Here is a 24,565-nt window from a genome sequence, read left to right on the forward strand (position 1 = left end):
CGGTCAGGGGTTCCCGTGTCCCCGGACGGTCGGTGGCGCGTGTGTTCCACGACCTTCAACCGCCAGGGCTTCCCGTGTTCCCCAGCCGTCGGGGGTGCTCGGCGTCCGGGTCAGGGCTGCGAGCTCACCAGACCCGAGCCGTCGTCCATGCCGGTGCCGCTCTGGTCGGCGGCCCCGCCGGCGTGGTCACCCGCACCGGCCTGCTCGCCGCCGCCCATCTGGTCGGCCGCGCCGCCGGCCTCGTCACCGGCACCCGCCTGATCGCCGGCGCCCGCGCTCGGGTCCACCGCGCCGGCACCCGCGTCGCCCGCTCCGGCGTCACCGGCCCCGGCATCGCCCGCACCCGCGTCACCGGCCCCGGCATCGCCCGCACCCGCGTCGCCCGCTCCGGCGCCGCCGGCGCCGAGGGTGGCGCCGACCGCCTGGAGCGCGGTCGTGACCGGCTGGAAGAAGGTCTCGCCGCCGCTGGTGCAGTCGCCGCTGCCGCCCGAGGTCAGACCGATCGCGCTGCCGTCCTGGGTGAACAGGGAGCCGCCGCTGTCGCCCGGTTCGGCGCAGACGTCGGTCTGGATGAGGCCGGTGACCGTGCCCTCCGGGTAGTTCACGGTGGCGTCCAGCCCCGTGACGCTGCCGTCGTTGAGACCGGTCGTGCTGCCCATCCGGAGGACCTGCTGCCCGACGGTGGCGTCCGCGGCCTGGGTGATCTCGACGGACTGGCCGTTGCCGACGTTGACCACACTGTTGGCCTGCGTGTTGGGGTCGTCGTACTTGACGAGGGCGAAGTCGCCGTCGCCCGGGAACGTGGCCTGGTCCACTGTGGCGATCGGCGCACCGTCCTGGGAGTCCGACCACTGGGCCGCGGCCACACCGCAGTGGCCCGCGGTCAGGAAGGCCGGGCTGCCGTCGCCCGCGGTGACGTTGAAGCCCAGGGAGCAGCGCGCACCGCCGCCGAAGATGGCGTCGCCGCCGTCGACGAACGTCTTGAAGGTGCCCGCGGACTTCTTGATGGTGGCGACGCCGGAGCCGAGACCCTTGACGGTCGACTCCAGGGTGTCCCACTTGCCGCCCGTGACGGTCGAGTCGGCGGTGACGCGGATCTCGTTGGTCTTCGGGTCGACGGCCCACGCGGTGCCGGGGATCGTCGCGTCGGCCTTGAGCGTTCTGGCGGCGGCCTTCAGTTCGGCGGTGCTGTTCTGCACCTCGTTCGCGACCGCGCCGGCCTTCTCGATCCGGTTGACGACGTTGCTGTCGTTACCGACGACGTTGATGATGAGCTGCTGCTTGCCCGCGTCGTAGTAGGAGCCCGCGAAGGACTGGCCCAGCTGCGAGGCGAGCTGGGAGGCGACGTCCGCGACGTCCCCCGCCTTGAACGTCTTCGGGGTGGCGTCGTCCCCGTTCGACTGGGACGCGTTGGCGTTGGGCAGCAGAAGGGCCGCAGCTCCGAGCGCCGCCACGCTTCCCGCCGCGATGGCGGCCTTGCGCTTGGGTATCCGTTTGTGACTCAACTCTTGACCTCCTGGGGACGGGGTCGATGCCGCCGTCCGGCAGCTGACTTGGGGGCGCCTGGATGGTGGTTGATACGCGTGTGCCACCGGTGGCGTTCAACTGCCTTTGCAAATGGCAGGATCCAGGCGACTCGAAGGCGCGGAATGCCAGGCAAAGGGCCACTTCGGCCAGCGAGTCGGGGAACAATGCCCCGTATGACGCTGAACCTTGCCGAAGCCGACAAGATCCTCGACGACAACTTCGCCCCCTGGGTCCTGGATCTGGGCCTGTCCGTGGCGGAGCTGGGCGACCGCCGCGCCGTCCTGCGGCTGCCGTGGTCCGCACGACTGTCCCGGGAGGGCGGTTCCCTGTCGGGGCAGGCGCTGATGGCCGCCGCCGACACGGCGACCGTGATCGCGGTGTCGGCGGCACGCGGCGCGTTCGTCCCGATGACGACGGTGCAGCAGTCCACGAGCTTCCAGCGGGCGGTGACGGACGCCGACGTCCTGGTCGAGGCGGTCCTCACCAAGCTCGGCCGCCGTATGGCCTTCGCCGACATCACGATGGCCGCGGAGGGGTCCGGGGAGGTCGCCGCGCGCGCGAGCACGGTGTACGCGCTGCTGGGCTGACACGCCGGCGGCCGGGAGCCCCCGTCCGACACTCCGTCACGGGGCTGCCCGGCCGCCCTTGCAGAGCCATGGGCCCCTCAATAGGTCCCGCTCGCCGTTCTCTCTCGCAGAGCCGGCCGCACGGCCCCCTTCACAGAGCCGCCCCCGTCCGCCCTCTCAGGGCCGCGTGGCACCCGGCAGAGGCCCGCGCGGCAACCCGTCGCGAGGCCGCGCGACACACGCCCGTTCGCCCGGCCGAACGCGTCCGCGAACCCGCTGACACGTTCCGCTACCGATCAGTAACGGATCGTCTTCGAGCACGAGCGGAATCCTGGCTTCAGCGAATCTGCACATCCATTACGCAACCAAGTCACCGCGTGCGAGGGATCTGCACAGCCGCGCGCCCCCCTCCGCGCCATTGCGGCGGGACTGTCCCATTCGGTCCGCGGACGGCAAGCGCGTGCGCGAATGGATGCCGCGCAGCATGTGAAGAAGTCGCCGCAAAGACGTGCGCACACCTGCACGGTTCAAGCTGTCGCGCACTCAAGTTCCCAGGTGAGAGCCCTGGTTGATTGGAAGCGTGCCCCGCGACCGTGCTTTGATCCGTTGCACCGCGGAGGTCGCACCACACACCTGGAAACGGGTGTCGCAGCCCCGCGGCGGCGGCCGTCATCTGTCCCCAGAGGGGGCCGCTCCCCCCTTATGAAATATCCATACGAAGGGAAGTTCCATCATGAACTCCACCCCCCGTGTTGAGACCGCCGAGATCTCGGACGCCGACCTCGACAACGTCTCCGGCGGCCTGGCGCTGAACGCTGTCGGCACCGTGACCGGCCTGGTCGACGGCGTTGCCCCGGTCTCCGGCCTCGTGGGCACGGCCGTCGGCACCGTCGAGGGCGTGACCGGCCTGAACACCGCCCCGGTCACCGGCCTGGTCGCGGGTCTCTGATCCCGTTTCACACCGTTGAGTCCCGGAACCGCTTCCCGGTTCCGGGACTCTCGGATGCCGTGAACCTCTCGAACAGGTGAGGGAAGTCCCGTGCAGTTCCGCCAACAGGCCCTCGCCAAGCTGCAGTCGCCGGAGGAGCTCGACCTTCCGGTGCGCTTCGCCCGCCCGCAGGGCTGGCTCGTCCTTTCCGTGACCCTCGTCGCCATGGCGGCGGCCTCGGTCTGGGCCGTCACGGGCACCGTCACCTCCACGGTCGGCGCACCGGCCGTCCTCACGCACGGGCAGGGCAGTTACGTGCTGCAGAGCCCCGTCGCCGGCCAGGTCACCGCGGTCCTCGCCAAGGAGGGCGAACGGCTCCCCGCGAACGCCCCCGTGCTGAAGGTGCGGACCGCCCAGGGCGAGACGGCCGTCGTCCGTACCGTCGCCGCGGGCCGGATCACCGCGCTCGTCGCCACCATCGGCGCCATCATCTCGACCGGCGCGAACGTCGCGGCCGTCGAGAAGGTCGCCCACGCGGACGACCCGCTCTACGCGACGGTCTACGTCCCCGCCGAGAACGCCGCCACCATTCCCGCGGACGCCGCCGTCGACCTCAGCGTCCAGTCGGTGCCGACCCAGCAGTACGGAGTGCTGCGCGGCCATGTGAAGTCCGTCGGCCGGACGGTGCAGACCCGGCAGCAGATCGCCGCCTACCTCGGCGACAGCCAGCTCGGCGAGCAGTTCACCAAGAAGGGCCGCCCGGTGGCCGTCCTGGTGCGCCTCGACCGTTCGTCCGCCACGAAGAGCGGCCTGAAGTGGTCCTCGGCGGACGGACCGCCGTACGCGCTCACCTCCATGACCCTGGCCACGGGTTCGATCCGCATGGCCGATCAGCGACCCGTCGATTGGCTCCTGCCGTGACCGCTCCCCAGGACACGCTCCCCCCGCCGGTGCGGGGCAGACGCCGCGCGCCCGCGCCCAAGCGGCCGGTCCCCAAGGGGCGGCGCAGGACGGTGCGCACCCCCACCGTGCTCCAGATGGAGGCCGTGGAGTGCGGTGCGGCCTCCCTCGCCATGGTGCTCGGCCACTACGGCCGGCACATCCCGCTCGAAGAACTGCGCATCGCGTGCGGTGTCTCGCGGGACGGCTCGCGCGCCAGCAACCTCCTCAAGGCGGCCCGTAGTTACGGCCTCACGGCCAAGGGCATGCAGATGGACACGGTCGCCCTCGCCGAGGTGAAGGCGCCGGCGATCCTGTTCTGGGAGTTCAACCACTACGTCGTGTTCGACGGCATGGGGCGACGCTTCGGCCGGCGCGGCGTGCACATCAACGACCCCGGCAAGGGACGGCGTTTCGTCCCCATGGAGGACTTCGACACCAGCTTCACCGGTGTCGTCCTGGTCATGGAGCCGGGGCCCGACTTCCGCAGGGGCGGGCGCAGGCCCGGGGTGCTGGGCGCCATGCCGGCCCGGCTGCGGGGCACCTCGGGCACGATGCCGGCGGCCGTGCTGGCCAGCCTCCTGCTGGTGGCGGTCGGCGCGGCGCTGCCCGCGCTCAGCCGGACCTACATCGACACGTATCTGATCGGCGGCCAGACCTCGCTGCTGGGCGTGCTGTTCGCGTCGATGGGCGCCTCGGTACTGCTCACGGTGGTGCTGACCTGGCTGCAGCAGGCGAATCTGCTGCGCGGGCGCATCATCTCCTCCACGCTGAGCAGCGCCCGATTCCTGCGGCACCTGCTGCGGCTGCCCGTCACCTTCTTCTCCCAGCGCAGTCCGGCCGACCTGGTGCAGCGGCTCCAGTCGAACGACGCGGTGTCCGAGACGCTGGCCCGTGACCTCGCCGCGGCCGGCGTGGACGCGATCGTGGTCGTGCTCTACGCGGTGCTGCTCTACACGTACGACCCGCAGCTCACGGCCGTCGGGATCGGTGTCGCGCTGCTCAACGTGGTGGCGATGCGCGTGGTGGTCCGGATGCGGGCGACGCGTACCGCGAAGCTGCGCGCCGACACCGCGCGGCTGACCAACACGGCCTACACCGGGCTCCAGCTCATCGAGACGATGAAGGCGACCGGCGGCGAGGACGGCTACTTCCGCAAGTGGGCCGGGCAGCACGCCACCACGCTGGAGGAGCAGCAGCGTCTCGGTGTGCCGAGCGCGTGGCTGGGTGTGGTCGCGCCGACGCTCGCGACGCTGAACTCCGCGCTGATCCTGTGGATCGGCGGGCTGCGCGCCGTCGAGGGACACATCTCCGTCGGCCTGCTCGTCGCCTTCCAGGCCCTGGTGACCCGGTTCACGGCGCCGATCACGCGGCTCAACGGTGTCGCGGGCCGCATCCAGGACTTCGCGGCCGACGTCGCCCGGCTCAAGGACGTGGAGAACTTCCAGGCCGACCCGCTCTACGCACGCCCCGGCACCGGCGAGTCCACCCGCCGGCTGCACGGCCATGTCGAACTGGAGAACATCACGTTCGGCTACAGCCCGCTCGACAAGCCGCTGCTCAGCGGATTCTCGCTGACGGTGGGGCCGGGCCAGCAGGTCGCGCTGGTCGGCGGCTCCGGGAGCGGCAAGTCGACGGTCTCCCGGCTGATCTCGGGCCTGTACGCCCCCTGGGAGGGCACGATCCGCATCGACGGGCAGTTGCTGGAGGACATCCCGCGCGGCGCACTCGCCGCCTCCGTCTCCTTCGTCGACCAGGACGTCTTCCTCTTCGAGGGCACCGTGCGCGACAACATCGCGCTGTGGGACCCGTCGATCCCGGACGACGCGGTGGTGTCCGCCCTTCAGGACGCGGCGCTGTACGACGTCGTGACGCGCCGGCCGGGCGGCATCCACAGCCGGGTCGAGCAGGACGGGCACAACTTCTCCGGTGGCCAGCGCCAGCGTCTGGAGATCGCGCGGGCGCTGGTGCGCAGGCCCAGCATCCTCGTGCTCGACGAGGTGACCAGCGCCCTCGACGCGGAGACCGAGCAGCTCGTCATCGACAACCTGCGCAAGCGCGGCTGCGCCTGTGTGGTGATCGCGCACCGGCTGAGCACCGTGCGCGACAGTGACGAGATCGTGGTCCTCCAGCACGGCACGATCGTGGAACGCGGGCGGCACGACGCCCTGGTGACGGCAGGCGGCCCGTACGCCGAGCTGGTCAAGGAGCGATGAGATGACCACGGTTCACGAGGGCGTCCACGAGGGGGACCTCGTCCTCGGGGCACTCGGCGGCATGGGCACGCCGGTCGACTGCTCCGGTCTCAACCGGCTGGACCTGGAGGGTCCGCAGGTGCTGTGGCTGGTCGCCGCGGGCGCCATGGACCTGTTCGCGGTCGACGCGGTGCAGCAGGGTCACTGGCACCATCTGGGCCGGCTCGAAGCGGGCTCGCTGCTGCTCGGCCCGGTCGCGGGTCCCCAGCACACGCTCGTCGGGCGGCCGTTGCGCGACTGCGTGGTGCACCGGATCGTGCTGCGCGAGCTGTACCAGCCCGTCAACACGGAGACCTGGTCCTACGACGAGTACGGCAACCCGCAGTACGTGCCTCCGACCTCCAGCCCGCTGGAGTACGCCCTCGCCCTGGGTGTCGGCCGCAGTCTGTCCATTCTCTTCCAGGCCCCGATGGCCACGGAGAACGCCGCCGCGCTCACGGACGAGGACGTCTTCTGGATGCAGGTGCCGCCCGGCAGCGTCCAGTACGGCTCGCTGTACGGCGCCGAGGCCGCGGCCGATCTGCTGATGGACCCCGGCGTGTGGCAGGGCATGGTCGACCAGCAGTACCGGCTGCTGGCCACGCTCGACCGCTGGATCGAGCAGCTGGAGGCCAGCCACGAGGACCGTACGGCGGCCGGCATCAAGGCCGGTGAGGCGGTCCGTGCCCAGGCGGACCGGACCCTGCTGGCCTCCATCGGCAAGTCGTCGGCGAAGCGTCCGACCGCCGCCGACGCGGACGCCACGTACGCGGCGTGCAAGCTGGTAGCCCGCACCGCGGGCATCGACCTCGCGGAGCCCGCGCAGAGCGGCACCGAGAGCGACCGGCTCGACCCGGTCGAGCGGATCGCGCTCGCCTCGCGGATCCGCACGCGTGCGGTGCGCCTGCACGGGCGCTGGTGGCGCGACAACATCGGCCCGCTGGTGGGCCACCGGGCCGTGTCCGGCGCGCCGGTCGCCCTGCTGTGGCGGCGCGGCGGCTATGTGGCCGTGCAGCCGTCCTCCGGGCGGGAGACCCCGGTCGAGAAGGCCAACGCGGCGGAGTTCGAGCCGCGGGCGGTGATGTTCTACCGGCCGCTGCCGGAGCGGACGCCGAGCCCGTTCGGGCTGTTGCGGTTCTGTCTCCGCGGGACCGGCGGGGATCTGCGCGGGCTCGCGGTCAGCGGCCTGGTGACCGTCGCGATCGGTGCCCTGGTGCCTATCGCGACCGGCAAGGTGCTCGGCGAGTACGTGCCGAAGGCACAGCACGACCTCATCGTGCAGGTGTGTCTGGCCCTGATGCTCACCAGCGTCGTGTCGGCGGCGTTCATGCTGCTGCAGAACCTCACGATCCTGCGGCTTGAGGGGCGGATCGAGGCGACGCTCCAACCGGCGGTGTGGGACCGGCTGCTGCGCCTGCCGACGAAGTTCTTCACGTCCCGGTCGACCGGTGAACTCGCCAGCGCCGCCATGGGGATCAGCGGCATCCGCCGCCTGCTCGCGGGTGTCGGCCCGACGCTCATGCAGGCGGGCACGGTCGGCGCGATGAATCTGGGGCTGCTGCTCTGGTACAGCGTTCCCATGGCGCTGGCGGCGATCGCCATGCTGGTCGTCATCGCGGCCGGGTTCCTGGGCCTCGGACTGTGGCAGGTGCGCTGGCAGCGCCGCCTGGTCGTGCTCGGCAACAAGCTCAACAACCAGGCGTTCCAGACCCTGCGGGGGCTGCCCAAGCTGCGCGTCGCGGCGGCGGAGAACTACGCGTACGCCGCCTGGGCGGGCGAGTTCGCGCGCAGCCGCGAGCTCCAGCAGAAGGTGGGCCGCATCAAGAACCTGAACACGGTGATGGGCGCGGTCTATCTGCCGCTGTGCACTCTGCTGATGTTCATGCTGCTCGCCGGCCCGGCCCGCGGCTCGCTGTCGGCGGCGGACTTCCTCACCTTCAGCACGTCGGTGACGATGCTGCTGACCTCGGTCACCCAGATCACCGGCGCGTTCGTCTCGGCGGCTGCCGCGCTGCCGATGTTCGAGGAGATCAAGCCGGTGCTCGAAGCGGCACCGGAAGTGCGCGCGGCGAACACACGCCCGGGCGTCCTGTCCGGGGGCCTGGAGGCGCGGCGGCTCTCCTTCCGCTACGCCGACGACGGTCCGCTGGTCCTCGACGACGTGTCCTTCGAGATCCGCCCGGGCGAGTTCGTGGCGATCGTCGGCCCGAGCGGCTGTGGCAAGTCCACGCTGCTGCGCCTGCTCATCGGCTTCGACAGGCCGGTCTCGGGCAGCGTCCTGTACGACGGGCAGGACCTGGCGGCTCTCGACCAGTCGGCCGTGCGCCGTCAGTGCGGTGTCGTGCTCCAGCACGCGCAGCCGTTCACCGGGTCGATCCTGGACTGCATCTGCGGCACCGAGCCGTACACGCCCGAGGAGGCGATGGCGGCGGCCGAGATGGCGGGTCTGGCCGAGGACATCAAGCGGATGCCCATGGGGCTGCACACGATCGTCTCCGGCGGCGGTGCGATCTCCGGCGGTCAGCGCCAACGGCTGATGATCGCCCAGGCGTTGATCCGGCGGCCCAGGATCCTCTTCTTCGACGAGGCGACGAGCGCTCTCGACAACGAGACGCAGCGCACGGTCATCGAGAGCACACGTGCTCTGCAGGCCACCCGTGTCGTGATCGCGCACCGTCTGTCGACCGTGATGGACGCCGACCGCGTCATCGTGATGGAGGACGGCCGGGTCGCCCAGCAGGGCCCGCCCGCGCAGTTGCTGGCGGACACCGGCGGGCGGCTGCACGAACTGGTGCGACGGCAGATGCAGTAGGCCGGGGACGGACGCGGCTGCGGCGGCCCGCCGGTTCAGTCGAGCCCCGGAACGGGCGCGCCGGAGGGGACCCCGGCCTCGAGGTAGCCGCGGTAGAACTCCTTCCAGGGTGCTCCGGCCCCGGCGTGCGGGCCCTCGGGGTGTTCGCCGCGGGCCTTCGTGTCGAGGGCGGCGAGACACACCTCCCAGCCGGCGCCGTTGCGCGCGGCGGTGTCCGCGGCTGCGAGGACGTCGGTGAGCGTGAAGCGGGTGCGCTTGTCGTCCAGGGCTTCGAGATCGAAGTGCAGTTCGTCGCCGCCCCAGGCGAAGGAGAGGTGCCGGGGCGGGTCGACGGCGAGGACGCGTCCCTGCGAGTCCGCCATGTTGGGGTCGCCGCTGAAGGTGACGGTGCCGCCCGGCCGCAGCTCGAACTCGGCACGGGAGGGGAACCACCGGGCCAGTTCGTCGGGGTCGGTCACGAACTGCCAGACCCGGTCGACGGGGTGGTCGTAGGTCCGGCTGAAGCGGACGGCGGGGCGCCCGTCGTCCAGGGTGAGGTAGGTGCCGGTGAGGTCGGTGCGTTCGGCGGACATGGCGGTCAGTCCTTCGGGGAGGGTGTGGCGTGGTCGTCCGGTGGCTCCCCCGCCGCGGCGTCCAGGCGTCGGCCCAGAGCGTCGAGGCGCTCGTTCCACAGGGTGCGGTACGGGGCGAGCCAGGCGTCGAGTTCGGCGATCGGGGCGGGGTCGAGGGCGTAGACACGGCGTTGCGCGTCCTGGCGCGCCCGTACGAGCCCGGCGTCGCGGAGCACCCGAAGGTGCTTGGAGGTGCTGGGCTGGCTCAGACCGCAGGCCTCGACGATCTCACCGACGGCGCGCGGGCGCTCCAGGAGGAGCGCCACGATGGCGCGCCGGTGCGGGTCGGCGAGCGCGGCCCACAGGGATGCCTCGGACATGGGCTCAATATGCCCCCTTGGTTATATGCCGGTCAAGGCATACGAGGGCGATCCAGGTCACTTAGCGAAACGTTGCCGTTTCGCTCGACGGGGTCTAGTCTCGGGATGTCGATGTGTACGAAACCGTTTCGTTTAGTGCACTCATCCCTGAGCGACCTTCCCCGGAGTGTTCTCCCATGTCTCAGACCGTGGCCCACGGCACCCGCGCGGGTGCCGTGGAAGCACCACCCGCGCCCGCCTCGAACCGGCGCTGGTGGATCCTCGCGATCATCGGCATCGCGCAGCTGATGGTGGTCCTCGACGCGACCATCGTGAACATCGCCCTGCCGTCGGCCCAGGCCGACCTGGGCTTCTCGGACGGCAACCGGCAGTGGATCGTCACCGCCTACTCCCTGGCCTTCGCCTCCCTGCTGCTGCTCGGCGGACGCATCGCGGACCTCTTCGGCCGCAAGCCCGCCTTCCTCATCGGCGTCGCCGGCTTCGCCGCCGCCTCCGTGCTCGGCGGCGCGGCGACCAGCTTCGGGATGCTCGTCACCGCCCGCGCCCTGCAGGGTGTCTTCGGCGCACTCCTCGCGCCCGCCGCGCTCTCGCTGCTGAACACGACGTTCACCGACGCCAAGGAGCGCGCCAAGGCGTTCAGCGTGTACGGCGCCATCGCCGGCGCCGGCGGCGCGGTGGGCCTGCTGCTCGGCGGCGTCCTCACCGACACGCTCGACTGGCGCTGGACCCTGTTCGTCAACCTCGTCTTCGCGGTCGTCGCCTTCGCCGGCGGCTGGGTGCTGCTGGGCAACCACCGCGACGCGGCCGGATCCAAGCTCGACCTGCCGGGCACCCTGCTGGTCTCCTCCGGTCTCTTCTCACTGGTCTACGGCTTCTCCAACGCCGAGACGCACGACTGGAGCTCGCCCGCCACCTGGGGCTTCCTGGCCGCGGGCGTGGTCCTGCTGGCCGCGTTCGTCCGCCGGCAGAACGTCGCCGAGCACCCGCTGCTGCCGATGCGCGTCCTGCTCGACCGCAACCGTGCCGCCTCGTTCATCACCGTGCTCATCACCGGTGCCGGCATGTTCGGCGTGTTCCTCTTCCTCACCTACTACCTCCAGCTGAACCTGGGCTTCAGCCCGACGAAGACCGGTGTCGCGTTCCTGCCGATGATGGCGGCCCTGATGGTCATGGCCCAGGTCTCCACGACGGTGCTGGTGCCGCGCATCGGCCCGAAGGCCGTCATCCCCGCCGGCTTCGCGCTCGCCGCGCTCGGCATGGCCTGGCTGACCGGCATCGGCATCGGCTCGTCCTTCTCGACCGCGGTCCTGCCGCAGCTGCTGCTGATCGGCGCGGGCCTCGGCATGGTGATGCCGCCCGCCATGTCGCTGGCCACCAGCGGGATCGCCCCGGAGGACGCGGGAGTCGCCTCCGCCACGGTCAACACCATGCAGCAGGTGGGCGGTTCGATCGGCACGGCCCTGCTGAACACGCTCGCCGCGAGCGCCGCGACGAACTACCTGTCCGGCAAGGACGCCACCGACAAGCTGGTCCAGGCCCGGTCGACGATCGAGAGCTACACCACCGCCTTCTGGTGGTCGGCCGGATTCTTCGTCGCGGGCGCCGTCATCGCCTTCCTGCTCTACCGGCGCGGCACGCCGGCGCAGGACCCGGACGCCGCACCGGTCGTCCACATGTGATCGGTCGCGGACCGATCACCTCTGGTCCGAGGGGCCGCCGTCAGCAGGGAGACGGCGGCCCCTCGCCCGTCCGTCCCGGCCCGCCGTCCCGGCGGCCGGCCGCGCCTGCCGCGCCGCTTCGTCGTGCGGCACCGCGGGCCGGTACACCACGAGCGCACCGGGTTCCTTCTCCAGCGTCAACGACGCCTCGGCCGACGCGATTTCACCGTCGTACGCGAGGGAGTCCGTACCCGTGACGTTCTCCAGCCGCACCCAGGGGACCTGCTCCGCGCCGTAGACCCGGGAGCGGTGCAGGGCCCCGGCGAGCGCGGAGACGACGACCCGGGTGCGGGCGAGACGGTGGTCGGCGTCCACCACGCGCAGGTCGAGCAGTCCGTCGTCGAGCCGCGGCCTGTAGGACGGGGCGAAGCCCTCGGGGACGTAGCGTCCGTTGCCCGCGAACAGCAGCCACAGACGGCGCGGACGGCCGTTGAGGCTCAGCTCGACGGGGGTCGCGGTGCGCACCACCCTGACCAGGGCGAACGCCGCGGCGGGCCACTTGCCCCAGCGTTCCTGCGCACGCTCACGCCTCCGGACGAGTTCGGGGTACAGGCCGATGCTGAAGGTGTTGAGGAACCGCACGTCCTCGCCGCCGTCCGCGCGCGCCACACCGATGTCCGCGGACACCGCCTCGCCCCGGACGACGGCGTCCGCGGTGTCCTCGTAGTCCCGCACCCCCAGGTCCTGGGCGAAGTGGTTGAGGGTGCCGCCGGGGAACACCGCCAGCGCGAGGCCCCGTTCGGCCGCCGCGCGGGCGGCGGCGTTGACGCTGCCGTCCCCGCCGCAGACGCCGAGGGCTCCCCCGCTCTCCGCCGCCCGGCCGACGGCCTCGGCGAGCAGTGCGGCGAAATCGTCGTCGGGACCCCGCTCGATCAGCTCGGCCCCGGGTAGCAGCGCGCGCAGCCGTTCGGCCGAGGGCAGGGAGGTATCGGGGGCACCGGCGCCGGACTCGCTGTTGACGAACACGACCAGTCCCTCGCCCCGGGCCAGCGCGGGTGCGTCGGCGACGGGCCGTTGTCTCCCCGGGACGGCCTGTCGAGGCGGCCACCACCGGCAGGTGAGCGCCGCGGCGCCGACGCCGATCGCCACCCCGGCCAACACGTCCCCCGGGTAGTGCACGCCCACGTAGACGCGGGAGAAGGCGACCGCGGCGGCGAAGGGCGCGACCAGGGCGCCGTACCGCGTGGACTCCAGGGCGACCCCGGTGGCGAAGGCCGCGGCGGAGGCGGAGTGCCCGGACGGGAAGGACGTGGTGTGCGGCTGGATGCGCAGGTGACGGACCGTCGGCACCAGGTCGAGCAGCGGCCGGGGCCGGCGGGTGCTCCACTTCACGACCGTGTTGACGGTGAGCGAGGCGAGCGCGAGCGCGCCGACGCCCCGCAGGGCCGCACGCCGGGCGGTGCGTCCGCCGGCGGCCGTGAGCCCGGCCGCCGTGCCGAACCAGAGCGCTCCGTGGTCGGCGAAGTGGCTCAGCCACCGCAGCGCCGGATCGGCTCCGGGCACCCGCGCCCCCGCCACCCGTGTGAACAGCCGCTCGTCCAGCTCGCCCAGTGCCCGCATGCTCCACCGCTACGGTGTCGCGGCCGGGCCGGCATCCCGGGGGACTCGGACCGGTGACGGGGCTGCGCCGTGCGGCGCAGCGGGTTCCCGGCGCGGGCCGCCGGGGCCATGGTGGGTGCATGCGCAGATCCGCGGCGGCGGCCGGCAGTTCGCTCTTCCTGGCACTCGCGCCGGGCACCGTGGCCGTCCTGATCCCCTGGTGGCTGACCGGCTGGCGGCCCGGTCACTGGTGGCCCCCGGTGCGCGCGCTCGGTCTGCTGCCGCTGGTCGCAGGCGCGTACGTACTGCTGACCGCCTTCGCCCGGTTCGTCCGCGAGGGCCTCGGCACCCCGGCGCCGGTCGCGCCTCCCGAGCATCTGGTCGTGGGCGGGCTGTACCGGTACGTCCGCAATCCGATGTACGTGGCGGTCGTCGCGGTGATCCTCGGGCAGGCCCTGCTGCTCGCGCGACCGCTCCTCCTGGCGTACGGGGCGATCGCTTGGCTGGTGATGGCGGCCTTCGCCCGGTGGTACGAGGAGCCGGAGCTGGTGGCGCGGTTCGGCGCGGACTACGAGCGATACCGGCGGGCGGTGCCCGGCTGGTGGCCCCGGCCCGGTGCGTGGCACGACCCTGGGTGAGCACGCGTCACGGGCATGGCGCCGACGTGATGTCGGAGGCGGGGCGCGAGGAGGTCCGGCTCGCGAGCCGGGGGGAAGACCCTGGGCATGCAAATGCCGAGGGCCGGCCGACGGCCCCACTCCGTCCGGCCGACCCTCGGTGCGAAATCGCGTGGTGTCCCCGCGACGTGGCCCGCACTCCCCAGTCACGGACCTCGGTCGCTCTTCACGGGGACTTCGCGATCCCGGTCTCTCAGAACGTGAAGACGGTCGTCCCGTAGGAGTTCTTCACGCACTCGTTGGCGAAGGTGCGTTCGTAGGAAACGCGCTTGCCCTGCCAGACACCCTCGACCGTGACCACCACGGGGTCGTATTGCCTGGTACAGAAGACGCCGTCTCTGAGCGTCAGCGCGCCCGGATCGCCGCCGGCGCCGCGCAGTTCGGCGCAGGCCTGCACGGCGGCGGGGTGGGTGCCGGAGGCCGTCGGGGCGCAGTTCAGGGTGACGGCCCGCTCCGGTGTGACGGTGGCCGCGGTGGCGCCGTGGCCCGTGGTGAGCACCAGGGCCGAGGGGGCGTAGAGCCCGGACGGGCCGGCGGCGGGGGCGGCGTGGGCGGAACCGACGACGGGTCCGCAGACGGCGGTGGCCGTCAAAGTGAGAGTCGCTGCCCAACGCGCGGTGTTCGGCATTGTGTGCATCCTTCCGCTCGATCGAATGCGAAACCGGCTCGGTCGGGTGCCGGTTCGGCGAGCGCGAGTCTGCCGAGTCCTCACGAGAAACACACATCGACCCCATGCGTTTCAGTAACTTTGAGTGTTGAAGCAGTGGCGTGAAGTTACGGAATTCGAACGCCTGGGCCCCGGAATTGAGCCACCGTTGATCGCCCGCCGGGCCCTCATGGCCAGATTTCCGTGGCTCGGCAATAGGCCTGAAACATTCCGCTTCAGCCCGCGCCGGACCCCCGCGGCGCCCCCGTGCGCGCCCTCGGCGGAGTCACGCACCGGGCGCGCCTTCAGCCCACAGCGGACTTCGACCGGACCCTCTTGCCCAATTTTGGCCGCAGAGTAATGGTGATTACATGATTACATCGGAGCAACGCGACAAGCTGCGCGGCTGGTTCGCCGGCCGCCTGCCCGACGATCTCTTCGAGAGCCTCGTGGAGGTCACGGTCGACCGTGAGGAGATCACGGTCGTCGGCCGCATCCCCGAACCCCGGCTCGGCGAGGGCGCGTCGGACGCCGAGAAGGAGGCGGCCGTCGAGGCACGCGTCCAGGAATTCAGGGAGCGCACCCGCGAGGAACGGATCGCGGTGGCGCGCGAGGCGGAGCACCGGTTCCGCAAGAAGGTGTCCTGGGGCGTGGAGTGCGGCACCGTGCGCGCCCTGTTCACGCACGTCGCGGCACCGGTCATGACGCGGCTGCGCCAGCCCGAGCGCCAGGTCCTGGACACCCTGGTCGCCGCCGGGGTCGCCCGCAGCCGCAGCGACGCTCTCGCCTGGTGCGTGCGCCTGGTGCAGCGCCACACCGACGACTGGCTCGCGGAACTGCGCGAGTCGCTGGAGCACGTGCAGCGCGTGCGGGCGCAGGGTCCGGACACCGAACCGGGGGACACCGCCACCGACGAGGAGTGACCGGTTCTCCCTCCTCCGGCGCACCGACGGCCCCGCCTCCCGGCCGTCGCGCCACACTGGGAGCGGACACAACCGGACGGCGGCGTTCCGGCTGTTCGGCTGTTCGGCCGTTCCGGCTGTTCGGCTGTTCGGCCGTTCCGGCCGAGGGCTCGACCGGACGCCGACGGCACGGCGGGTGGCGACGGCACCCCGGGGATCGCCGGCACGGCGGGCCTTCGCCGCGGCGCCGGGCCTTCGCCCGGCAGGAAGGACCGGAGGCTCACCGTGCCGGACATGGACGAGACGGAGGCGCGACGCCGCTTCCTCACCGCGCGGGTGGCGCGACTGGCGACCGTGGACGCCGACGGGCGCCCGCACCTGGTGCCGGTCGTGTTCGCCCTACTGGGCGACGAGATCGTCACCGCGGTCGACGGGAAGCCCAAGCGGTCCCGGCGGCTGAAGCGGCTGCGCAACATCGCGGCGCACCCGGCCGTCTGCCTGCTCGTGGACGCGTTCGACGAGGACTGGAGCCGCCTGTGGTGGGTCCGGGCGGACGGCGACGCACGCGTCGTGCCGCCCGCCGCGCCGCAGGAAAGTGCGCGGGAGACATACGGAACGGCGATCGCCGCGCTGCGGGAGAAGTACGCCCAGTACCGCGACCGGCCGCCGGACGGCCCGGTGATCGCGGTCGCCGTCCACCGCTGGCACGGCTGGCTCGCCGCGCACGGCGAAGACCCGCCCGGCTGACCCGGACCCCACGCCCCTCCCTCTCCCCCTCCCGTCGGCGGCCGGCACGCAATGGACGAATGCTCCAGAGCGTCCGCGAGGGATGGATGGTTCGCCCACTGGTGTGTACTTGACAGGCCGCCGTAGCGTCGGCACACCCCTTCAAGGAAGGCGTCCCCTCACGCCGCACACCCCGGCGGCGGCCACCGGCCTTCCTCCCACCGCGCCACAACGCGCTCCACCGCTCGTCCGGGTACAGGCACTTCGCTGGAGCACTCTTGTCCGACAACTCCCCGACCACTCCCCCGCCGTCCCTCACCGAGGTCGAGACCTACGGTGTCGAGCGCATCCCCGACGCGGACCGCACCGCGACGCCGCTCGACCTGTTCCGGGTCGCCTTCGGCGGTGCTAACACCTTCTCCACCTGCGTCCTCGGGGCCTTCCCCATCCTCTTCGGGCTCTCCTTCTGGCAAGGGCTCGCCGCGACGATTCTCGGTGTGGTCGTCGGTGCGCTGATCCTCTGCCCGATGGCGGTGTTCGGGCCGGCGAACGGCACGAACAACGCGGTCGCCTCGTCCGCCCACCTCGGCGTCCACGGGCGCGTCGTCGGCTCGTTCCTGTCGCTGCTGACCGCCGTCGCGTTCTTCTCCATCTCCGTGTGGAGCTCCGGCGACGCCCTGGTCGGCGGCGCGCACCGGCTGTTCGGCATGGAGCGCAGCACCCTCTCGTACTGCGTCGCCTACGCGCTCTTCGGCGGTCTGGTGCTCGCGGTGTGCGTGTACGGCTTCCGCTTCATGCTGTTCGTCAACAAGATCGCGGTGACCTCGGCGACCGTGCTGTTCCTCGTCGGTGCGATCGCCTTCGCCGGGGACTTCGATCCGTCGTACGCGGGTGTGTTCACGTCCTCGGCCGACTCGGCGACGCAGGCCCTGTTCTGGCCCTCCTTCATCGGCGCGGCGCTGATCGTGCTGTCGAACCCGGTGTCGTTCGGCGCCTTCCTCGGCGACTGGTCGCGCTACATCCCGGCGGACACCCCGCGCCGCAAGGTCATAGGTGCCGCCTTCCTCTCCCAGCTCGCGACCCTGCTGCCGTTCGTCTTCGGACTCGCCACCGCCTCCATCATCGCGACCAAGGCGCCCAAGTACGTCGACCCGGCCGCCCCGGACTTCGTGGGCGGACTGCTCGCCATCTCGCCGAGCTGGTTCTTCCTGCCGGTCTGTCTGCTCGCGCTGATCGGCGGCATGTCGACGGGCACGACGTCCCTGTACGGCACCGGGCTCGACTTCTCGTCGGTCTTCCCCCGGCTGTCCCGGGTCCAGGCGACGTTCCTGGTCGGCGCGCTGTCCATCGCCTTCATCTTCATCGGCCGCTTCGGGTTCGACCTGGTGCAGTCGATCTCGACCTTCGCCACGATGATCATCACCTGCACCACCCCGTGGATGGTCGTGATGATCCTCGGCTTCCACACCCGGCGGGGCTGGTACGACCCCGACGCGCTCCAGGTCTTCAACCGCCGTCAGCGCGGCGGCCGCTACTGGTTCGCGCACGGCTGGAACTGGCGCGGCATGACGGCCTGGTGGGTCGCCGCGGTGATCGGCGTGCTCTTCACCAACATCCCCGGCCAGTTCGTCGGCCCCCTCGGCGACCTGGCGAACGGCGTCGACATCAGCCTGCCGCTGTCGCTGGCCGTGGCCGCGGTGCTCTTCCTGGCCCTGCTGCGGATCTTCCCCGAGCCCAGGGCCGCGTACGGGCCCGAGGGCGCGCGGTTCGCCCGCACCGTCGACGCCCCGGTGCCGCCCATCACGGGGCCCGGCGCGGAGGCCGCCGACCCGGCGCCCGCCCTCGCCGGCGAGGGCCGCTGATGGGGAGCTGGCTGGACCTGTCCGTCCCTCTGGCCACCGGGATGCCCGTGTATCCCGGTGACCCGGAGGTCGAGATCTCGCAGGCCCTGCACGCCTCGCGGGACGGGGTCAACGTCCAGCGCCTGCACATGGGTTCGCAGTCCGGGACGCACGTGGACGCGCCGTACCACGTCGACGACGCCTGGCACACGCTCGACGCCCTGCCGCTGGACCGCTTCGCGGGCCGCGCCGTCGTGGCCGACGTCCGGGGCCTTCCGGCCCGGTCACCGATCACCCCGGAGCTGCTCACACCCGCCCTCAGCCGGCTGCGCCTGGAGCCCGGCTCGATCCTGCTGCTCGTCACCGGATGGTCGGCGCACTGGGGCACGGCCGGGTACCTGGACCATCCGTGGCTGACCCCGGCGGCGGCCGAGGCGATGGTGGAGGCGGGCGTCCGCACCGTGGCCGTCGACGCGCTCAGCGTCGACGCCACACCCCGGCCCGGCGATCCCCACGCGGACTTCGGGCTCCCGGCCCATCGCGTCCTGTGCGGTGCGGGAGGCGTCATCGCGGAGAACCTCACCGGCCTGGAGCAGCTGGTGGGCGCGCGGGAGGTCGAGGTCTTCCTCTTTCCGCTGCGGCTGCCCGCGGCCGACGGGGCGCCGGTGCGAGCGGTCGCCCGCGTCGGCTGACCGCACCGCCCCGCTCGCCGGCCGCGCTCGCCGGCGCGCCGCTCCCCCGGCTCAGGTCCTCGGCGCCGCGACGGTGCGCGCGACGTCGAGGGTCAGCCGGTGCCAGGGGTCCCGGGGGTCACGGCCCGTCAGTTCCCGGACGCGCCGCAGGCGGTAGCGCAGGGACTGCGGGTGCAGGTGCAGGGCGCGGGCCGCGGCGCTCGCCGAACCCGCGTCGATGTACGCGGTGAGCGCCTCCAGGAGGTGGCGCTGGTCCGGGTCCGTGAGCGGACCGAGGACCAGGCGGGCGATGTGGTCGGGGGCGGCCGCGGGATGGCCGGCGAACAGGGCGAGGACCTGCGCGTCGGCGTCCGTGAGGAGGCCGCCGGGACGGTGGGCGTGGGCGGGCGCGGTGTCCAGGGCGTCGGCTGCCAGACGGTGGGCGACGGCGACCCGGTCCAGGCCCTCACCGGTGACGGCGCAGCCGCGCCAGGCCCGGCGCGCCAGCAGCGCGCCCGCCCGGCCGACGGCCGCGGCGGAGAACATCAGTACGGCGCGGGAGCCGCGGATCGTGGACAGCGAGGTGCCCGTGCCGCCGAGTTCGTCGAGCAGTCCCGTCGCCGCCTCGTACGACAGGTCCGGGCCGCCCGGCTCCTGTGTCTCGGCCACCAGCAGGCAGTAGGGCTCGGGGAGCTGGACGCCGAGCCGGGCCGACCGGTCCGTCAGTGCGCCCGCCGAGGCGTGCCGTCCCGCGATCAGGTCGTCGAGCAGCAGCCGCAGGGCCCGGTCGCGGTCCCCCGCGAGGTCCTCGCTGGTCACGGCGTAGGCCGTGGCCATCTCCTCGGAGAGTGTGTCCAGAGCGGTCAGCAGCATGCGGGCGAGCGCGAACGCGTCGGCCGCCGCCAGTCCCGGAGCGCGGGCCGCGATCTCGTCCGTGAGGACCGTCGCCGCGACACGGTAGGCACGCAGCACCGCCTGGACGGGACGCCCGTCCGCCGCGCGGGCCGCCGCGATGCCGCGAAAGCGCCGCAGGTCGGCGGGTTCCAGCGCGCCGTCGGTCACCCACAGGTGGAGCAGTCTGTCCACGCCCCAGGCCGCGATGGCGCGGACCTCCGGAAGCCGGCTGTCGTCCAGCGCCGCGTACACCGGGACCTGCGCGTGAACGGCCGCGACGACCGCCTCCACGACCTTCGGGTCGGCGACCATGTCGCGCCGGACCCGGGCCCGGGCCGCCGGGGACCCGCCCGTCGCGGCGTCCGGCCGCCCTTCGGACCCGCCCCTCGGCGCGGAACGGGAGCCGACGTTCGTCCTCCTGTTTGTCACCTGGTGATAATCCCAGTCGCGCGATGTGCGCACCATGGTGGACGGACCTTGTCACAGTCGCAAGGATCGTCGGCGTACAGCGCGGTCTCAGGGACGAGAGGCGGGACGTACGGATGGCGAAGCATTGGGCCGACTTCCAGTACGAGATCTATCTGAACGGAATGACGGGTGCCGTACCCAGGCTGCCCACCGATCTGACCCGGCTGGAGGAGCTCACCGAGCAGCGCCTCGGTCCCGGTCCGGTCGGCTATGTGGCGGGCAGCGCGGGCAGCGGCAGTACCGCACGCGCCAACCGGGAGGCCCTGGACCGGCGCCGGATCGTGCCGCGCATGCTGCGCGACGTGCACGAGCGCGACCTGTCCGTGGAGGTGCTGGGCCGCGCGCTGCCCGCGCCGCTCGCGCTCGCGCCGGTGGGCGTCCTGTCGATCATGCATCCGGGCGCCGAGCCGGCCGCCGCGCGTGCCGCCGCGGCGCAGGGCGTCCCGTACATCCTGTCGTCGGCCTCCAGCACCCCCATGGAGCAGGTCGCGGAGGCGATGGGCGACGGGGAGCGCTGGTTCCAGCTGTACTGGGCGAAGGACCGGGAGGTCACCCGGAGCTTCCTGGACCGGGCCAAGGCCTCGGGGTTCACGGCGCTGCTCGTCACCCTGGACACTCCCCTGCTGGCCTGGCGGCCGCGCGACCTCGATCAGGCGTACCTGCCGTTCCTGCACGGCGTGGGCACCGCCAACTACTTCTCCGACCCGGCGTTCCAGGCGGGCCTGGCGAAGCCGGTCCACGAGGACCCGAACGCGGCCGTGATGCACTTCGTGGGCATGTTCGCGGACCCCGGCAAGACCTGGCCCGACCTGGCCTTCCTGCGTGAGAACTGGGACGGGCCGATCGTCCTCAAGGGCATCCTGCACCCGGACGACGCGCGCCTCGCCGCCGATGCGGGGATGGACGGCGTGGTCGTGTCCAACCACGGTGGCCGGCAGGTGGCGGGGTCGGTGGCCGCCGCCGACGCGCTGCCCCGTGTCGTCGAAGCGGTGGGCGACCGGCTGACCGTCCTGTTCGACAGCGGCGTCCGCACGGGCGACGACGTCTTCAAGGCGCTCGCGCTCGGCGCGCGGGCCGTGCTCGTCGGCCGCCCGTACGCCTACGGGCTGGGCCTCGACGGGCAGGCGGGCGTGGAGCACGTCATCCGCTGCCTGCTCGCGGAGTTCGACCTGACACTCGCCCTGTCCGGGCACGCCCGCCCGGACACCATCGGCCCCGACGACCTGACCGAGGACAGCGCATGACCGACCCGAAGAACGTCCTCGCCGTCGTCTCGCCGCACGTGGGCGGACGGACGGCGGGCGCCGCGCTCGCCGGCGTCTTCCCCGGCGAGGCCCGGGTGACCGTGGTCGAGGCCACCGACGAGGACCCCGTCGCGCTCCGCGAGGCGCATGTCGTCATCACCGGTCTGGCCCCGGTGACCGCCGAGCACATCGCCGCCGCGCCGGCCCTGGAGCTGATCCAGTGCGCCAGTCACGGCTTCGACTACGTCGACCTGGACGCGGCGCGCGCCAAGGGCGTCCCGGTCTGCAACATCGGCTCCAGCGGTGCCGAGAAGCAGAACGTGGCCGAGCAGACCTTCGCCCTGATGCTCGCCCTCGCCAAGCAGCTCGTCCCCGCGCACACCGCCCTCGTCGACGCCGACTGGGCCCTGCCGCGGCTCCAGCAGTCGATCACCGAGCTGTCCGGGAAGACCCTCGGCATCGTCGGGCTCGGGCACATCGGCGAGGAGGTCGCCCGCCGCGCGGTCGCCTTCGACATGAGCATCGTGTACGCGGGTCCGCGGCCGATCGACGGGGAGACGGCGGCCCGGCTCGGCGGGGCCCGCCATGTCGGGCTCGACGAACTGCTGCGGACCTCGGACTACGTCACGCTGCACGCACCTCTGACCGACGAGACCCGGCATCTGCTGAACGCCGAGCGGCTCGCGCTGCTCAAGCCGACGGCGTTCGTCGTGAACACCGCGCGGGGCGCCCTGATCGACCAGGACGCCCTCGCGGACGCGCTGGAGGCGGGCGCCCTGGCCGGCGCGGGTCTCGACGTGTTCGACCCCGAACCGCCCACCCCGGCCCTGCGGTTGCTGAAGGCGCCGAACGTGGTGCTCTCCCCGCACGTCGCCGGTGTCACGCGCGAGACGCTGGTGCGGATCGCGCTGGCGGCCGTCCAGAACGCGGCCGACTTCGTGGGGGGCAAGCCGCCCCGGGACGTCGTCTCGTAGAGGTGTCGCCCCGGCGCCGTGGGGCCGCGGCGCGGGATCCGACACGAGGCCGGCGCGCCACGGCGTGACGCCGGGGTCAGGCCGCGACTCACGCCGGCGTCGCGCCGCGCCCTCGCGGTGCCGTCACGCCGTCGCTCTCACGGCGCGGTCGTGGCCGCGGCCTCCCGGCCCTGGAGCCCTGCGTCGTCGACGAGTCCGGACAGGCCGATGGGCAGCATGGACTGCGGGTCCGCGTCGTCGTGGCCGTCGCCGACGGCCACCGCGCGCGGCTCCTGGTAGGGCTCCGCCGCGGTGGGCCCGGGGTCGGCCGGCACCTCTGCGGACGGTTCGCCGTGTTCCGCGCCCGGCCGCGTGGGAGCGTCCTCGGCGGTGGGTTCGTCGCTCGCGGGCGGGGCCGACGGGCCGGACGTGCCCGCGACCGACAGCGACTTGGGGCGGTCCGACGAGGGGTCGGTGCGCCAGCGCTGCTCGTCGGAGCCGTCGCGGACCTTGACGACGACATCGGCGTCGGGGTCGTCCGACGCCGGCGTGACGGCGAGTCCCTCGCGTCGGCGGGGCAGCAACTCGCCCTGCACGGTGAGGTCGTAGCGCATGTCCTTGCCGCGCGCCGCGTTCTCGGCGACACAGCGCTGCAGCAGGACGACACCGTTGTCGGCGTGCGAGTCCAGGCACAGCCCGGGATCGGCGATGCTGCGCAGCAGTCCGTCGTACTCGTACGACCACTGCTGGGTCCAGGCCGACGAGCACGCCGCGAGCTCTGTCTCGGCGCCGGGCTTCGCGTTGCCGCCCCTTACGTCCAGGCACAGGTCGGCGGCGAGGTTGCGCAGCCGGGTCCGCTCGGTGCCCGTCGGCAGTCCCGCCGAGGTGGGGGGCGACGAGGCGGCCGGCGGGGTCCCGGCGCCGGGGGCCTCGGACAGGCTGTGACTGCTGCCGGCGCCCGTGGAGGCCGTGGGGTCGGCGCCTCCCTCGTCGTGCGGCCACAGACCGGCCGCGAGGACGGTCGCGAGGAGGACGGCCGACAGTCCGGCGCCGGTCAGCAGGGCCTTGGGAGGGGCCTCACCCTGCCGGGCCGCCCCGCGGCCCGGGGCGGGGAACTGTCCCAGCAGGCGGTGCCGCCCGCCGCCGCCCTGACGCCCGCCGGTTCCCGGCCGTCCGTCCGCGCCGTACCCGTCGCCGTGGCGGCCTCCGCCAGCGGCACGCCCGCCGCTCCCCGGAAGCCGTCCACCGAAGGAGGTACCACCACGGGGGCGCAAGCGCTGTCCCGCACGCCCGGGGCGTGAGTCGAGATAGCGCTGTGCGCCCCAGCCGAGCACGGCCTCGGCGATCAGCGTTCCCAACCCGCTCTCGAAATGGCCGAGTTGTTCTGCCGCGTGCCGACAGTACGAGCACTCCGCCAGATGCTGCCGGACATCGGGAAGCAAGGCGCCGCCGCGGCGGATCGGCACGTCGAGGAGGCGGTTGTAGAAGCCGCATTCCTTGCTGGGCGCGAGTTCCCGGTGGGCGCGTACACAGCCCTCACGGAATTGCTCGCGGGCCTGCTCCAGGGCGGCCGACGCGATGTCGGCGTCCATGCCCGACAGACCGGCCGGTACGGATATGGGCTCCGCCTCGACCTCGGTATGCCACAGAAGGCACCGGGACAGTCCCGGCAGGGTATGGAAAGCACGCTCCGCCAGCTTGCGATTTTCGGCTGTCATGGACTTCGCGGCGCGCATGCCCCGGCCGCCCGCGGGTTTCCCCAGGTCCGGCAGAACACCGGTTGTCCGGTCGTCCGCGGACCACTCCCTGACGGTGTCGCGTACGTCCACGAGGAGTTCGGGCCGCAGGGAGATCGCGGAGTCGCCTTCCCCGAGGCGGTCGAGCGCCCGGTGGAAGGAGGCCGCCGCCACCATGGAGGCGGCTGGGGCCGAGGAGGCGAGGCAGATGACCGCGTAGTCGTACGCCGACTGCCAGTGCCGGGCCATCAGCAGAGCGACGGGATGGGCGGCGTCGTCCTGCGCCGAGCCTCTCAGCCGGGCGGCGAGGCTCTCGTCGGATTCACCGGGAACGCCGCCGGGCGGATAAGGGGGACGAGGGGGGTGGGGGGTGCGCACGGAGCGGGTTCCTTCCGAGGTGCAAGGTGGCACACAGAATTCCTGACCGCCGAAAAAGGAGGGCCGGTCGGTGCATACCTTTTTGACGGTGCGTCGGGAAAACGGCGAGGACGAAGGCCGTACGACGACCGCCGGTCAGGGGCCTTTTGAGCCCGCGACTCGGAATGGCGAACAGCGGTTCAGACCCGGCCATTGGCCCGGCGCAGGGAGTTCACCCTCGCACAACACGCTCACG

The 24,565-nt window shown here is 72.5% G+C and carries 20 protein-coding genes; 13 read left to right on the plus strand and 7 right to left on the minus strand.

Annotated features, from left to right (window positions below; all coding sequences use genetic code 11):
• Window positions 1-110 precede the first annotated feature (110 nt).
• Window positions 111-1,505 (minus strand): S1 family peptidase, encoded by a 1,395-nt coding sequence (locus tag ABEB03_RS22990; RefSeq protein WP_345652413.1) that lies wholly within the window; start codon window positions 1,503-1,505, stop codon window positions 111-113.
• A 195-nt stretch (window positions 1,506-1,700) separates the two neighbouring features.
• On the opposite strand from ABEB03_RS22990, the gene ABEB03_RS22995 reads away from it, so the two are divergent.
• From ABEB03_RS22995 to ABEB03_RS23015, 5 genes are all read left to right on the plus strand, one after another.
• Window positions 1,701-2,114, plus strand: coding sequence for a PaaI family thioesterase (locus ABEB03_RS22995; protein ID WP_028798595.1), 414 nt, complete (start codon window positions 1,701-1,703; stop codon window positions 2,112-2,114).
• A 712-nt stretch (window positions 2,115-2,826) separates the two neighbouring features.
• Window positions 2,827-3,042 carry a type A2 lantipeptide gene (locus tag ABEB03_RS23000; RefSeq protein WP_345652421.1) on the plus strand — a complete coding sequence of 72 codons (216 nt, stop codon included), beginning with the start codon at window positions 2,827-2,829 and terminating at the stop codon, window positions 3,040-3,042.
• Between the two features lie 90 nt (window positions 3,043-3,132).
• Window positions 3,133-3,942 carry an HlyD family efflux transporter periplasmic adaptor subunit gene (locus ABEB03_RS23005; RefSeq protein WP_345652424.1) on the plus strand — a complete coding sequence of 270 codons (810 nt, stop codon included), beginning with the start codon at window positions 3,133-3,135 and terminating at the stop codon, window positions 3,940-3,942.
• Window positions 3,939-6,176 carry an NHLP family bacteriocin export ABC transporter peptidase/permease/ATPase subunit gene (locus tag ABEB03_RS23010; protein WP_425589283.1) on the plus strand — a complete coding sequence of 746 codons (2,238 nt, stop codon included), beginning with the start codon at window positions 3,939-3,941 and terminating at the stop codon, window positions 6,174-6,176. Before ABEB03_RS23005 ends, ABEB03_RS23010 begins: the two co-directional genes overlap by 4 nt.
• 1 nt (window position 6,177) lies before the next feature.
• The gene (locus tag ABEB03_RS23015; protein WP_345652427.1) at window positions 6,178-9,006 is read left to right on the plus strand and encodes an NHLP bacteriocin export ABC transporter permease/ATPase subunit; all 2,829 of its coding nucleotides are present in this window, start codon (window positions 6,178-6,180) and stop codon (window positions 9,004-9,006) included.
• A gap of 35 nt (window positions 9,007-9,041) precedes the next feature.
• On the opposite strand, the gene ABEB03_RS23020 is transcribed toward ABEB03_RS23015, so the two are convergent.
• The gene (locus tag ABEB03_RS23020) at window positions 9,042-9,578 is read right to left on the minus strand and encodes an SRPBCC family protein (protein ID WP_345652430.1); all 537 of its coding nucleotides are present in this window, start codon (window positions 9,576-9,578) and stop codon (window positions 9,042-9,044) included.
• A gap of 5 nt (window positions 9,579-9,583) precedes the next feature.
• Entirely contained in the window at window positions 9,584-9,937 is a 354-nt protein-coding gene (locus ABEB03_RS23025) for an ArsR/SmtB family transcription factor (RefSeq protein WP_345652433.1), read from the minus strand.
• 176 nt (window positions 9,938-10,113) lie between these two features.
• On the opposite strand from ABEB03_RS23025, the gene ABEB03_RS23030 reads away from it, so the two are divergent.
• Entirely contained in the window at window positions 10,114-11,616 is a 1,503-nt protein-coding gene (locus tag ABEB03_RS23030; protein ID WP_345652436.1) for an MFS transporter, read from the plus strand.
• Window positions 11,617-11,631: 15 nt separating this feature from the next.
• On the opposite strand, the gene ABEB03_RS23035 is transcribed toward ABEB03_RS23030, so the two are convergent.
• On the minus strand, window positions 11,632-13,215 hold the full coding sequence (locus tag ABEB03_RS23035; RefSeq protein ID WP_345652439.1) for a bifunctional phosphatase PAP2/diacylglycerol kinase family protein: 1,584 nt from the start codon (window positions 13,213-13,215) through the stop codon (window positions 11,632-11,634).
• A gap of 119 nt (window positions 13,216-13,334) precedes the next feature.
• Here ABEB03_RS23035 and ABEB03_RS23040 point away from each other — a divergent pair, with 119 nt between their 5' ends.
• Window positions 13,335-13,832, plus strand: a complete 498-nt coding sequence (locus ABEB03_RS23040; RefSeq protein ID WP_345652442.1) for a methyltransferase family protein — start codon at window positions 13,335-13,337, stop codon at window positions 13,830-13,832.
• Window positions 13,833-14,064: 232 nt separating this feature from the next.
• Here the strand turns inward: ABEB03_RS23040 and ABEB03_RS23045 are convergent, their stop codons facing one another.
• The gene (locus tag ABEB03_RS23045) at window positions 14,065-14,499 is read right to left on the minus strand and encodes a protease inhibitor (RefSeq protein WP_345652445.1); all 435 of its coding nucleotides are present in this window, start codon (window positions 14,497-14,499) and stop codon (window positions 14,065-14,067) included.
• Window positions 14,500-14,888: 389 nt separating this feature from the next.
• Between ABEB03_RS23045 and ABEB03_RS23050 the strand changes: the two genes are divergently transcribed.
• From ABEB03_RS23050 to ABEB03_RS23065, 4 genes are all read left to right on the plus strand, one after another.
• The gene (locus ABEB03_RS23050) at window positions 14,889-15,440 is read left to right on the plus strand and encodes a hypothetical protein (protein ID WP_345652448.1); all 552 of its coding nucleotides are present in this window, start codon (window positions 14,889-14,891) and stop codon (window positions 15,438-15,440) included.
• A 264-nt stretch (window positions 15,441-15,704) separates the two neighbouring features.
• Window positions 15,705-16,166 carry a TIGR03668 family PPOX class F420-dependent oxidoreductase gene (locus tag ABEB03_RS23055; protein ID WP_425589284.1) on the plus strand — a complete coding sequence of 154 codons (462 nt, stop codon included), beginning with the start codon at window positions 15,705-15,707 and terminating at the stop codon, window positions 16,164-16,166.
• A gap of 257 nt (window positions 16,167-16,423) precedes the next feature.
• Window positions 16,424-18,007 (plus strand): purine-cytosine permease family protein, encoded by a 1,584-nt coding sequence (locus ABEB03_RS23060; RefSeq protein WP_345652454.1) that lies wholly within the window; start codon window positions 16,424-16,426, stop codon window positions 18,005-18,007.
• Window positions 18,007-18,678: a cyclase family protein gene (locus ABEB03_RS23065; protein ID WP_345652457.1), complete on the plus strand. Its 672-nt coding sequence runs from the start codon at window positions 18,007-18,009 to the stop codon at window positions 18,676-18,678. The genes ABEB03_RS23060 and ABEB03_RS23065 overlap by 1 nt, the downstream gene beginning before the upstream one ends.
• Window positions 18,679-18,729: 51 nt before the next feature.
• Here ABEB03_RS23065 and ABEB03_RS23070 read toward each other — a convergent pair whose 3' ends face one another.
• On the minus strand, window positions 18,730-19,980 hold the full coding sequence (locus tag ABEB03_RS23070) for a PucR family transcriptional regulator (RefSeq protein ID WP_345652461.1): 1,251 nt from the start codon (window positions 19,978-19,980) through the stop codon (window positions 18,730-18,732).
• Between the two features lie 113 nt (window positions 19,981-20,093).
• Between ABEB03_RS23070 and ABEB03_RS23075 the strand changes: the two genes are divergently transcribed.
• Both ABEB03_RS23075 and ABEB03_RS23080 read left to right on the plus strand, forming a co-directional pair.
• The gene (locus ABEB03_RS23075; RefSeq protein ID WP_345652464.1) at window positions 20,094-21,263 is read left to right on the plus strand and encodes a lactate 2-monooxygenase; all 1,170 of its coding nucleotides are present in this window, start codon (window positions 20,094-20,096) and stop codon (window positions 21,261-21,263) included.
• Window positions 21,260-22,237 carry a 2-hydroxyacid dehydrogenase gene (locus tag ABEB03_RS23080; protein WP_345652467.1) on the plus strand — a complete coding sequence of 326 codons (978 nt, stop codon included), beginning with the start codon at window positions 21,260-21,262 and terminating at the stop codon, window positions 22,235-22,237. The genes ABEB03_RS23075 and ABEB03_RS23080 overlap by 4 nt, the downstream gene beginning before the upstream one ends.
• 137 nt (window positions 22,238-22,374) lie before the next feature.
• Here ABEB03_RS23080 and ABEB03_RS23085 read toward each other — a convergent pair whose 3' ends face one another.
• Window positions 22,375-24,330 carry an RICIN domain-containing protein gene (locus ABEB03_RS23085; protein ID WP_345652470.1) on the minus strand — a complete coding sequence of 652 codons (1,956 nt, stop codon included), beginning with the start codon at window positions 24,328-24,330 and terminating at the stop codon, window positions 22,375-22,377.
• Window positions 24,331-24,565: the final 235 nt, after the last annotated feature.

This window comes from Streptomyces siamensis (assembly GCF_039543605.1).
Classification (GTDB): domain Bacteria; phylum Actinomycetota; class Actinomycetes; order Streptomycetales; family Streptomycetaceae; genus Streptomyces; species Streptomyces siamensis.